Source organism: Paraburkholderia nodosa, assembly GCF_001718195.1.
In the GTDB taxonomy this organism is placed as follows: Bacteria; Pseudomonadota; Gammaproteobacteria; order Burkholderiales; family Burkholderiaceae; genus Paraburkholderia; species Paraburkholderia nodosa_A.
In genome coordinates this window covers 120,445-131,690 of record NZ_MCNV01000006.1, presented here as the reverse complement: position 1 = coordinate 131,690, position 11,246 = coordinate 120,445, and the positions used below count along the sequence as shown (strand labels likewise).

General features: G+C 64.0%; 11 protein-coding genes and 1 pseudogene. 5 read left to right on the top strand and 7 right to left on the bottom strand.

All coding sequences use genetic code 11. The annotated features are described in order from the left end of the window. Positions 1 to 191 precede the first annotated feature (191 nt). From fliT to BFD71_RS13300, 3 genes are all read right to left on the bottom strand, one after another. Complete coding sequence (gene fliT / locus BFD71_RS13310) at positions 192 to 491, bottom strand: flagellar protein FliT (protein ID WP_069264400.1); 300 nt, start codon at positions 489 to 491, stop codon at positions 192 to 194. Between the two features lie 23 nt (positions 492 to 514). Further along, positions 515 to 2,098: a flagellar filament capping protein FliD gene (gene fliD, locus BFD71_RS13305; RefSeq protein ID WP_069264398.1), complete on the bottom strand. Its 1,584-nt coding sequence runs from the start codon at positions 2,096 to 2,098 to the stop codon at positions 515 to 517. 145 nt (positions 2,099 to 2,243) lie between these two features. Next, positions 2,244 to 3,419 carry a flagellin gene (locus tag BFD71_RS13300; RefSeq protein ID WP_069264396.1) on the bottom strand — a complete coding sequence of 392 codons (1,176 nt, stop codon included), beginning with the start codon at positions 3,417 to 3,419 and terminating at the stop codon, positions 2,244 to 2,246. A 370-nt stretch (positions 3,420 to 3,789) separates the two neighbouring features. Between BFD71_RS13300 and BFD71_RS13295 the strand changes: the two genes are divergently transcribed. Together BFD71_RS13295 and rpsU are read left to right on the top strand one after the other, a co-directional pair. Then, positions 3,790 to 4,731, top strand: coding sequence for an aldo/keto reductase (locus tag BFD71_RS13295; protein ID WP_069264394.1), 942 nt, complete (start codon positions 3,790 to 3,792; stop codon positions 4,729 to 4,731). 381 nt (positions 4,732 to 5,112) lie between these two features. Continuing rightward, on the top strand, positions 5,113 to 5,325 hold the full coding sequence (rpsU, locus tag BFD71_RS13290; RefSeq protein ID WP_004198205.1) for a 30S ribosomal protein S21: 213 nt from the start codon (positions 5,113 to 5,115) through the stop codon (positions 5,323 to 5,325). Positions 5,326 to 5,462: 137 nt separating this feature from the next. On the opposite strand, the pseudogene BFD71_RS13285 reads toward rpsU, so the two are convergent. Together BFD71_RS13285 and BFD71_RS13280 are read right to left on the bottom strand one after the other, a co-directional pair. After that, positions 5,463 to 5,921, bottom strand: a pseudogene (locus BFD71_RS13285) (hypothetical protein). A 294-nt stretch (positions 5,922 to 6,215) separates the two neighbouring features. Further along, complete coding sequence (locus tag BFD71_RS13280; protein WP_069264392.1) at positions 6,216 to 6,812, bottom strand: DNA-3-methyladenine glycosylase I; 597 nt, start codon at positions 6,810 to 6,812, stop codon at positions 6,216 to 6,218. A gap of 179 nt (positions 6,813 to 6,991) precedes the next feature. Here BFD71_RS13280 and BFD71_RS13275 point away from each other — a divergent pair, with 179 nt between their 5' ends. Next, positions 6,992 to 7,888: a BadF/BadG/BcrA/BcrD ATPase family protein gene (locus BFD71_RS13275; RefSeq protein WP_069264390.1), complete on the top strand. Its 897-nt coding sequence runs from the start codon at positions 6,992 to 6,994 to the stop codon at positions 7,886 to 7,888. 93 nt (positions 7,889 to 7,981) lie between these two features. Beyond that, complete coding sequence (locus BFD71_RS13270) at positions 7,982 to 8,803, top strand: Cof-type HAD-IIB family hydrolase (protein ID WP_069264389.1); 822 nt, start codon at positions 7,982 to 7,984, stop codon at positions 8,801 to 8,803. A gap of 67 nt (positions 8,804 to 8,870) precedes the next feature. On the opposite strand, the gene BFD71_RS13265 is transcribed toward BFD71_RS13270, so the two are convergent. Continuing rightward, the gene (locus tag BFD71_RS13265) at positions 8,871 to 9,587 is read right to left on the bottom strand and encodes a histidine phosphatase family protein (RefSeq protein WP_069264387.1); all 717 of its coding nucleotides are present in this window, start codon (positions 9,585 to 9,587) and stop codon (positions 8,871 to 8,873) included. Positions 9,588 to 9,800: 213 nt separating this feature from the next. Beyond that, positions 9,801 to 10,547 carry an aquaporin Z gene (aqpZ, locus tag BFD71_RS13260; protein ID WP_069264385.1) on the bottom strand — a complete coding sequence of 249 codons (747 nt, stop codon included), beginning with the start codon at positions 10,545 to 10,547 and terminating at the stop codon, positions 9,801 to 9,803. Positions 10,548 to 10,847: 300 nt separating this feature from the next. Here aqpZ and BFD71_RS13255 point away from each other — a divergent pair, with 300 nt between their 5' ends. After that, positions 10,848 to 11,144 carry an H-NS histone family protein gene (locus tag BFD71_RS13255; protein WP_028203342.1) on the top strand — a complete coding sequence of 99 codons (297 nt, stop codon included), beginning with the start codon at positions 10,848 to 10,850 and terminating at the stop codon, positions 11,142 to 11,144. Positions 11,145 to 11,246 lie beyond the last annotated feature (102 nt).

The following is an 11,246-nucleotide window of genomic DNA, read 5'->3' as shown; positions in this document are numbered from 1 at the left end:
AAACGCCCGCCAATTCGGTGGTGCGAACGAAGGGCGTAGATGGGGTCAGTTGAAGGCCGTTGCTGCCTGAGCTATGCCCAAGAGGGGCGCGCAAAAGAAAAGCCCGCGCGAGGCGGGCCGAAATGTGCGAATGCGCCTTCGAGGGCGCAATGGTTGCTTGTTATTCCTGGACGCGCTGCAAAGTCCGTACTTCAGAACTGCGCAACGCGCTGATACAGGTTCACATTGCGCGTTGCCTGCATGGCGGAACGGTACTCGGCGCTGAGCGTGCTTTGGGCCGACTCCGCCGCTGCTGCGACACGTGTATCGACCGCATGAACCTGTTTGAGCACGTCGAGCGCGGCGCCCGTTTGCTTCGCGGAGAGCGACATGAGAAGCGGCGAGCGCTCGTTCGCGAGCTCGGCCGCCTTTTCCCATTCGCCGACGGCTGCCGCCTGCTCGATGTCTTTCGTGATCTGCCAGATGCGATCGATGGGCGCCCCGAATTCCATGTCGTCTCTCCTGCTGGATGCACTTAGCTCTTGTTGGTGGCCAGCGCGCCTGCACTGTTGGTGCCGCCGAAGAGCTGCGTGAGGTACTGCTGGTTGCTGTTCATCGTCGCCATCAGCGTGTTGAGCGCGGTGAACTGGGCGGTGTACATGCTGGTGAGCTGCGACTGGTACTCGGCGAGATTCGACTGCTGTGTCGAGAGGTTCGTCAGGTCAGTCTGGATCGAGTTGGTACGAGTCGTGATGACGCCCGTGCTCGACGAATAGCTCGTGATGTTGTTGTTCAACTGGGCGGCGACGCCGTTGGTCGAATTGAACAGCGCGGCCACGGTCGACTGATTGTTCTGCAGTGCGGTGTTCAGCGTACTACTGTCGACCGAGAGCGAGCCGTCCGAATTCAGCGTGACGCCGATCGAAGCGAGACTGGTCGTCGTGCTGCCGCTCTTCACACCCGTCGCCACGATCGTCGCAAGCTGGTTCTGAATCATGTTCAGCGTCGAGTCGCCGAGCAGCACGCCTTGCGAGGTCGAGGTCGAGCTGAACGACGTGAGCGCGGCCATCGTCGTCACGAGCGTGTTGTAGAGCGTGACGAAATTGTTGATCGCGCTGGATTCCGCGCTCGTGTTCTGCGCGACCGTGAGCGTTTGTGCGCCGCTGCCCGTGCTCGACGTATCGACTGCCGATGCGGTCAGGTTCAGCGTGACGCCGGAAAGCGCGGAGGTCACCGTGTTCGTCGAGCTAGTCGCGCCCGTGCCGTCGATCGCGAAATAGGCGTCCTGTGCGGCCGTGGACTGCGTCCACGTGGTCGTGTTGGAGATCGTCGACTGGTTGGCGGTGAGGTTGGCCGAAGTCGCGCTGGAGCTCGTGATCGCCGTACCCGCCGTGGTCGTCACGGCGAGATTGTTCACTGCGTCGCTGGAATTCGAGTCGCTGATCGCGATGCTGATGCCGTTCTGCGAACCGGTCGACGTCGAGTGCAGTACGAGGTGCGCGCCGTCGGCGCCGTTGACGACCGATGCCGTCACGCCCGGGTTGTTGGTGGCCGAGTTGATCGCCGACGCAATGCCTGCAACCGTGCTGTTCGAGCTGTTGAGCGAGATCGTTGTGCTGGCGCCGTTGACGGTCAGCGTCATCGTGGCGGAGCCCCCCGATCCGACGAGCGCCGTGGTTGCGCCGTAGCCTGTCGAGGTGAGCACCTGAGCCTGCGCCACCTGCTTCAGGTCAATGGAATAGGACCCGGCTGCCGCGCCGCTGCCTGCGGTGGCCGTAATGCCGGTGCCGCTGAGCGTCGTGCTGAATGCATTGAGGGTCGTGCCGTCCGAAAGCGGCGAGAGGCCTGCCTGAAGCGCGGAGAGCGCGGCGGAAAGCGCGCCGTACGCGGAAATCTCGGTGTTGTCTTGCGTCTGCTCGGCGCTGATCGTCGCGGCCTGGCCGGCAGTCTTGGCATTGACGAGCGCGGTGACGAGCGAGTTCACGTCCATCGACGAGTTGCCGGTCGAGCCGCTGACGATCGACTGGGCGGCTTGCTGCAAAGCGGCGTTGCTCGCTGCGGTTGTAGCGGCGACGCTACTTGCGATCGTGCTGGCTGTCGAACTGGATACGGTGGACATGAAGGGGCTCCGTGCGTCGGCGTTGCAGTGTGAATCGGTTCAAGTCTGCAAAACGCCAATCGGGAGGTGATCCTCCCGATTGGCTTGCGTTGCGCTCACGGGTATTGCTGCCGGGCGCGCAACGCTTGTGCTAGAGAAGCTCGTATTACTGGAGGAGCTTCAGGATCTGCTGCGGCTGCGAGTTCGCTTGTGCGAGCACCGAGATGCCGGCTTGCTGCAGCACTTGCGCCTTGCTCAGGTTCGCCGTTTCTTCCGCGAAGTTGGCGTCCTGGATCGACGACTGGGCGGTCGACAGGTCGGTCGACTGAGCTTGCTGCGTCGTGCCGATTGCCGTGAAGCGGTTTTGCGCTGCGCCGAGCGTTGCCTGCAGGTTGTTCAGCGTGTTCAGTGCGTTGTCGATCGACTCCATGGCCATGCTTGCGCCACTTGCCGTGCTGATGTTGACGTTAGCAACGTCCGTCGGCACGTTGTAGGAGTTGACTTGAGCGTCCACCGTTGCAACAGCAGCGGAGCCGGCCGAGCCGACAGCCGTATTGAAGGCGGCGGCAATGCTGAGCGAAACCGCACCGCCCGAGCCCTGGATGGCGTTGCCGCTGGTGCCCGAAGCGCCCGTGGCCGTGAACAGCGCGCCGACTGCCGTGTTGCTCAGTGCCTGGTTGTTCTGGTCCGTGAACGTGAAGCCGCCGCTGCCGTCGGAGACGACGTTGATCGACGTGACCGTTGCAGCCGAGGCAGCGACCGAAGCGCCGGCCGAATCCAAGCTCAGGCCGCTGAACGTGCCGAGCGTCTGGCCAGCTTGCGGCACACCGCTGCCGATCGAAGCAGCCGACATGTTTTGCGACAGGCTCAGGCTGATCGTCTGACCGACGTTGGCACCGACCTGGAACGACACGTTACCGAGCGTGCCGTTCAGCACGTTCATGCCGTTGTACGTCGTTTGCGAAGCGATACGGTTGATTTCCGAGACTTGCTGGTTGACTTCCTTCTGCAGCGCTGCGCGGTCGTCCGAGGTCATCGAGCCGTTGGCCGCTTGCGTAGCCAGCTGGCGGATACGTTGCAGGCTGCTCGTCAGCGACGAGAGACCGCTCGATGCCGTTTGAACCAGCGAAACGCCATCGTTCGAGTTCGACACGCCCTGATTCAGACCGTTGATCTGGGTCTGCATGATGTTCGAAATCGCGAGGCCTGCTGCATCGTCAGCTGCGCTGTTGATGCGCTTACCCGACGACAGGCGCGTGATCGCTTGCGACAGCGCGCTGCCCGAGCCCGTCAGGTTCTGTTGCGCGACGAGCGAGTTGATGTTGCTGTTAATTCCGAGCATGGAAATTCTCCTAAGCGGGCTGAAAGCCCGTTACAAGCCACTATGGCCGCGGCGGGTGCAATCTTTCATTGCTGGCCGCCTCAGTGAAGGTTGTCGGCGTGGGTAAAAAAAACTTGAGGGGAAGCACCGACAATCGAGACCTCATTTGCGCGGTGCATAAAAAATCCGGTTGCGCCGCGCTTCGTGCTTCCCGCTTCCCTCACGCATTTCTGCGTCTTGCAGTTTGCAAGCGTGTTTACGGCAGGTATCGCGCGTGGTTTAGTGCAGGGCGCCAAGGCACTCCCGCGGCTGCGCGCCCTTGCCCGCTGCAGCGCGCCGCGAGGCGGCGTATCCTCAGCGATTCCCGTCCGCCCTTTTTTCTGGAGGCCCCATGGAACTACGCAGGATCGGCAATTCCTCGTTGCAGGTCGCCCCGCTCATGTTCGGCGGCAACGTCTTCGGCTGGACCGCAGACGAAGCCACCTCGTTTTCGATACTCGACGCCTTCACCGACGCCGGCCTCAACTTCATCGACACCGCCGATGTGTATTCCGCGTGGGTGCCCGGCAACCAGGGCGGCGAATCGGAGACGATCATCGGCAAGTGGATCGCCAAAAGCGGCAAGCGCGACAAGGTGGTGATCGCAACGAAGGTCGCAAAAGATGCACGCCGCCCGGGACTTTCCGCCGCCAACATCGCGGCTGCCGTGGAGGATTCGCTGCGTCGTCTGCAGACTGACTACATCGACGTGTACTTCTCGCACGAGGACGACCAGAAAGTCCCGCTCGAGGAAACGCTCGGTGCGTACCAACGGCTGATCGAGGCCGGCAAGGTGCGGGTGATCGGCGCGTCGAACTACACGGGCGCGCGCGTCGAGGAGGCGCTCGCGGTTGCGACGAAATCCGGCCTGCCCGCGTACCAGATCATTCAGCCCGAATACAACCTGTACGACCGCGCCCATTACGAGGCCGATCTCGAACCGGTGGCCATGGCGCAGAAGCTCGCGGTCGTGCCCTATTACAGCCTCGCGAGCGGCTTTCTCTCGGGCAAGTACCGTTCGCGCGAGGATCTCGCGAAGAGCACGCGCGGCTCGCGCGTCGAAAAGTACCTCGACCACCGCGGCATCCGGATCCTCGCGGCGCTCGACTATGTGGCTGAGCGTCACGGCAGCACGCTCGCGGCAGTTGCGCTGGCGTGGCTGATCGCGCGCCCGAGCATTACCGCGCCGATCGCGAGCGCGACTTCGCTGGATCAGTTGGAGAGCCTTGCGGCGGCGGTACGGCTGAAGCTCGATCCGGCCGACATCCAGGCGCTCAACGACGCGAGCGCCTGACGGCAAAGGCATTAACCCAGGTGTCCTAATCGACAGGGCGGGCGCGGCGGCCGCGGCAAGCCGCGCAAGTCCCTGAGTAGACTCAAGAAACCCTGGTCAGGCGGATCTTTTCCTGATATCATTGGGAGTGAATTGAGATCTTTGCCTGTTTTGTTGCCGTGTTCGTTACTGTTGGCGGCCGCAAACCGGCGGTCAGGTGTGTTGCAGCAAGGTCGACCTGATCGCGTTCCGCTGTGAACCCCCTACTTCTCTTTTCCGGCCTCCGTGGCCGCCTTGCCTCTCGTTCGGCCCCAGCGTGGCGAACGACCGGAGGGCCGGCGCGTGAGCGGCTTTGACGCTCGCGCCTTTGAACCGTATTAAGCGATTTGAGTTAGGAAATACATGACGACGATTCTTCTGAAGGAAAACGAGCCGTTCGAAGTGGCGATTCGCCGCTTCCGCCGTGCGATCGAAAAGAACGGCCTGATCGCCGAGCTGCGTGAGCGTCAAGCTTACGAAAAGCCGACGGCAGTTCGCAAGCGCAAGAAGGCAGCTGCTGTTAAGCGCCTGCACAAGCGCCTGCGCAGCCAGATGCTGCCGAAAAAGCTCCACTAAGCTTTTTCGCTTTTCGGTGTTCCGCCAGACGGCGGCGCATGCTTCGAAAGAAGCTGCGCCGCCGTTTGCGTTTGTGCGTATTTGCGCTTAGAAACTACGCGCCGATGCGCGGCGCGTGTTGCGCGTGCCGGCCGATTTCAGGCAGCGTTCTTCAGCTGCGCGGGCGACAAGCCGAACTGCGCGGCAATCGAACAAAGGCGTTCGCGCCATTCCCACACGCCAAACACGTCGTGCACGTTCTGCAGGCAACTCAGCAGAGTGATCGTGGCGGGGTCGTATATGTTGATATGGGCGCGCAGCAGCGCCTTCTTCAGCGCGGCGACGCCCACATCCATATAGAGCGGCACGTCGTTCGTCTCACGGCCGAGGTAGCGCACGGGTATGCCTTCCATGGCGCTCATATAGTCGCGTGGCCGGATGAAGCTGCCGACCGGGCAACCGCCATAGCTGTGCGCGCTGCCGGAGCCGCCGCCACAGCCACCGCCCCGGTAGGCGCCGCCTCCGCGTGGGAGAAGTGCCGCGCGCCCCTAGCCAAAGAGATGGGCCACCGCGCGGTCGAAGATTTCCTGATGACTCAGGAAGTGGACGTTTTTCATTTCAACCCCCTGTTGCCCAGCTGCCGGGCACAGGTTAATTCCCTTCTAATGCGGCGCCGCCGGCCTTCCAGCCGACATCACTCACCGTTCCCCTGACGCGTCTGCATTCACTTCCCGTTATAACGGCACGCCAGCGGAAAACCGTGGGGTGGCGCACCGTAGCGATCAAAAATTGGGTTGGCCAGTGCCGGGCGCAGTCGCGCCGGCGTGCCACAAAGCCATGCGGGACGAAGGTTTCCAAGGCGCGTCCTGCCTCGCTCGGGGGTTACCCGAGTCGCGCAAGTGTCACTGCGCTCAGGCGCGGCGCTTCTTTTTGCCAAGCGCAGCGCAGGCCTTGCGGCACATGCAGTCGCGCTCATGGTCGTTGACCATGCCGACAGCCTGCATGAACGCGTAGCAGATCGTCGTACCAACGAATTTGCAGCCGTATTTTTTGAGCGCCTTGCTAAGGGCGTCCGAGACTTCGGTAGACGCTGGTGCGTCGCGATACGAGGCAAGGTCGTTCTGGATGGGCGTGTCGTTCACGAACGACCAGACAAACTTCGCGAGCGAGCCGTGCTCCGTCTGGATTTGCTGCACGGCGCGGGCGTTGGCGATGGCGGCCTCGATCTTGGCCCGGTTGCGCACGATCGAGGCGTCCTGCATGAGCGTTTCGACGTGTTTGGGCGTAAAGCGCGCAACCTTCTCGATGTCGAAGTCGGCGAAGGCGCGGCGATAGCCTTCGCGCTTGTTGAGTATCGTGGACCACGAGAGCCCTGCCTGCGCGCCTTCGAGCACGATCATTTCGAACAGATGCTGGTCGTCCCGCGACGGCACGCCCCACTCCTCGTCGTGGTATTGCACATACTGCGGCGACGCGCCTGCCGATACCCAGTTGCAGCGGTGTGTCACGGTAAGTTCTCCTTGCGAGACATCGTTCGAGCCACGCAAGCATAGCGGATCGGTGCAGCGCCGCCACCCTGGCCGGATGGCCGATTGTGCGAACCCGGGGAAGCCGTTAGTCTCTGCGGCACGACAAGAATTTTGGCTTTCGAACCGGACTCACAGGCGCGCGAGGCGCGGCGGACATCATGCGGAAATACACCTGGTTGATTGGCGTGGACGGCGGCGGCACGGGCACGCGCATCGCGCTTGGCGACGCGAACGGCGTCGAACTCGCGCGCGCGGCTGCGGGGCCGTCGGGGCTCGGGCTCGGTATCGCGCGGGCCTGGCAATCGATCGAGGAGGGCTGCCGCGCGGCGTTTGCGCACGCGGGGCTTGCGTTCGACTGGTCGCAATGCGTGCTTGGCTGCGGGCTCGCGGGCGTGAACAACCCCGACTGGCTCGCGCCGTTTCTCGCTGCCGCTCCCCCCGTGGCCGGACTCGCGGTGGAAAGCGACGCCTACACGACACTGCTGGGCGCGCACGGCGGCGCGCCGGGCGTGGTGGTCGCCCTCGGCACGGGCAGCATCGCAGCGGTGCTTGGTGAGGACGGTCAGTGCCGCATTGCGGGCGGTTTCGGCTTTCCCTCGGGCGACGAAGCGAGTGGCGCGTGGTTCGGCCTGCGCGCGATCGTCTGGGCGCAGCAGGCGCTCGATGCACGCGTGCCCATGGACGACTTCGCACGGGCCCTCCTCGCACACGCGCGGGCCACCGATCGCGACAGTCTCATCGTATGGCAGTGCGCGGCCAACCAGACAGCTTACGCCAGCCTCGCACCGGTCGTCCTCGCGCATCGCGAACATCCGTTCGTCGCTAAGCTGCTCGCCGAAGCTGGCGTGGAAATCGCGAAACTCATCACCGCGCTCGATCCTTCGGGCGAGCTGCCGGCGGCGCTCTCGGGCGGCCTTGGGCAACCGCTGCGCGAGTGGGTGCCGCAAGCGGTGCGCGATCGCCTGCGCGCGCCGCTCGCCGATTCCACGTCCGGCGCGCTTCGCCTCGCGCAGATGGAGGCCCAGCGGCTGGCGCGCGCTGCTGCGGACAACTGAGCGGCAAGCGAGAAAGGGCGCGAACGTAGGTCAAGGGCATAGCCGTGCCGCAGATGCTACGATTCAACGTTTCCCGCTAGCTGTCTGATCACCATGTACAAGGTCATTGCAACCGATCTCGACGGAACGCTGCTCAATAGCGACCATCAGGTCGATCCGTTCACGGTTGCCACGCTGGGCGCACTCGATGCGCAGGGGCTGCCGTTCGTAATCGCGACCGGCCGCCACTATTGCGACGTGGCCGGTATTCGCGACGTGCTCGGCATCCGGCCATATCTCATCACCGCGAACGGCGCGCGCGTGCACGCACCCGACGACACACTGATCCACGCGAGCAATCTGAGCGCGCCCATGGTCGAGCGTCTGGTCGCCGCCGACACCGTGGGCGAGCACGGCCGCGTGATCGTGAGCATCTATACCGACGACGCCTGGCTCATCGACCGCGACGCGCCCGAACTGCTCGCGTATCACCAGGACTCGGGCTTCGAGTACCGCGTGGCGGATCTGCGCGATTACGCGGGCGCAGGCATCGCCAAGGCGCTCTATATCGGCGATCCGGCAGATCTCGCGCACGTCGCGCAGAATCTCGCGCGCGAGTTCGGCGACGCGCTCTACGTCACCTATTCCCTGCCCGATTGTCTCGAAGTGATGGTGGCCGGCGTTTCGAAGGGCCGCGCGCTGCGCGTCGTACTCGACCGGCTCGGCGTGGACGCCGCGGGTTGCGTCGCGTTCGGCGACAACATGAACGATATCGACCTGCTCGAAACGGCGGGTCATCCGTTCATGATGAACAACGCCAATCCCGATCTCATCAAGCGGCTGCCTCGGGTGCCGCGCATCGGCAACAACTTCGAAGCCGGTGTCGCGCATCATCTTCGCAAGCTGTTCGCGCTCAACGACGAACTCGCGTCGTAATTCACGCGGGCGCGGTCGCTAGCGCCGCCACCACCTCGATTCCATTCGAACGGTAACCGCGGGACGATTACTGCGCGGCGGGCAGTTGCGCGCACGGGCAGTCGTCCGCGCGACCGTCGAGGCCCTCGCGCTCGTGCGAGAAACGCGCGCGCGCGGCGCCGCCGCTCCAGTCGATACGCACCACGTAAATGCTGTCGAAGTCCGCGCTCTCCCAGCGCGGTACGTCGTTCGCGCTGCCGCCGTGCGCGGTGACGACGCGGCGTACGAGCGTCTCGATTTCCCGATGCTCCCATGCAACGAGCACGGTGCGGCCGCGCCACTGCGGATCGACGAGTGCGCTTTGCAGCGCGTCGATCTTCGAATAGCCATACGGCGTCTGGACCGGCATGCCGAACTGGATCGCGGTCGGCTCGATCGTCGCGAGCGGGCGCACGTAGTTGTAGGCATGGCCGTTGTCTTCCTTTTGCTCGCCGGGGTCGGGCGCGTAGATCGCATCGGGCTTGCCGTACTTGGCCGCGATCACGGCCGGCAGCGCAAGCGCGCGGTTCAGCCCCTTGCAGTTGAGCTGGCCGAATCCCTCTGGCGGCTTTTCACCGTGCCTCACGAAGATGAGCGTTTCGACGTTGCGCGCGGCTGGCGCGCTGCTCGCATTCGTCTTCGCTGTCTCGCCGGCGTTAGCGGCTCCGTTGGCGTGTGGCAGCGGCGCGCAGGCGCATAGCAGTGCGCTCAGCGCGGCGGCGAGCGTCGAGGCGATCCGGCCTGGCCGGGGGCGTGAGCGCTTCATGCTGGGCGTGATGCTCCAGGTCGCAAGACAATGGGAAGGTCGCCCGATTCTAGCAGCGCAGCCGTCACGGGCCCGGCCAGCAGCGCACCCGGAGCGCCCCGCGCTCAGCAAGACAAACGGGCGCCGAAGCGCCCGTTTGCAACTGCACGGAGAACGTGTCGCAATGCGGCGCGGCTCGGGCCGCGCGGACGTGTCAGCGCGCGTCAGAGGCCGTCAAGCCGTCTCGCGCGCGCCGACCGCCGCCACCGCTTCGCCCCGCCCCGCCACCGCCGGGTACACGATGCCTGCGATCACTGCGCCGACGATCGGCGCGACCCAGAACAGCCACAGCTGCGAGATCGCCTCGCCGCCCACGAACAGCGCGGGGCCGGTCGAGCGTGCCGGATTCACCGAGGTATTGGTGACAGGAATCGAGATCAGATGAATCAGCGTGAGGCACAGGCCGATGGCGATCGGCGCGAAGCCTGCGGGTGCGCGCTTGTCGGTTGCGCCGAGAATGACGAACAGGAAGACCGCGGTCATGACCGCTTCGCACACGAACGCGGCGCCCATGGCGTAGTGTCCCGGCGACTGCTCGCCGTAACCGTTGGTCGCGAAGCCGCTCGCGACGAGGTCGAAGCCGGGCTTGCCCGTCGCGATGAGCGCAAGCACGAAAGCGCCGATCACCGCGCCCACCACCTGCGCGGCGATATAGGGCACGAGGTCGCGCGCCGGGAAGCGGCCCGCCACGGTCAGGCCCACGCTCACGGCGGGATTCAGATGGCAGCCCGAAATGTGGCCGATGGCGTAGGCCATGGTGAGCACGGTCAGGCCAAAGGCGAGCGACACGCCCACGAACCCGATCCCGAGTCCGTGAACCGGCCCGGCGAAGTTGGCCGCGAGCACCGCGCTGCCGCAGCCGCCCAGAACGAGCCAGAAAGTGCCGATCAGTTCGGCGATGAGCCGCCTGGATAAGTGCATTGCGTGACACCTCGAAAAGTCGATTTTTGAAGGCGCCGCGTAAAGCACCGGCACCGGGAAATGCCAGATTCTAGGCAGTCGCCCTTTTCGATGCTGTCAAGGATTGTCAATTTCGACGTAATTGATCGAATTATTACGATCGATGTGTACGCAATTGCGCTGGAGCCGGTCGATCGTTAAATTGAAGAATAGCGTAAAAAGGCAGTATTAATAGCGATTGCGAATTCCGTTATTTACGTCTAATCTCCGATCGAGCCGGTTTCAAGAGCAGGTTTCAAGAGCAATGAAGGGGGAATAGAAATGTCGCAATATACAGAGATCAAGGCGCAGATCGCAAAACTCCAGGCTCAGGCCGAAGAGGCGCGGCGCACGGAGATCGCGGACGTCATCGCCACGATCCGGGAAAAGATCGCCGAATACGGCCTTTCCGCCCAGGACCTGGGCTTTGCCGAGGCCGCGCGCCGCGGGCGTCCGCCGAAAAAGGCGCCGCTGCCCGCGCGCTATCAGGACCCCAAGTCCGGCGCGACCTGGAGCGGCCGCGGCAAGCCGCCCAAGTGGATCGCGGGCAAGAACCGCGAACGCTACCTGATCGCCTGACGCATGCCGCCGGGGAACAGCCCGGCCGTCATAGCGGTGTAGCCGAAAATGCAAAAAGAGCCGCATGTTTCATGCGGCTCTTTTTTGTGAGTCTTCTGTAAT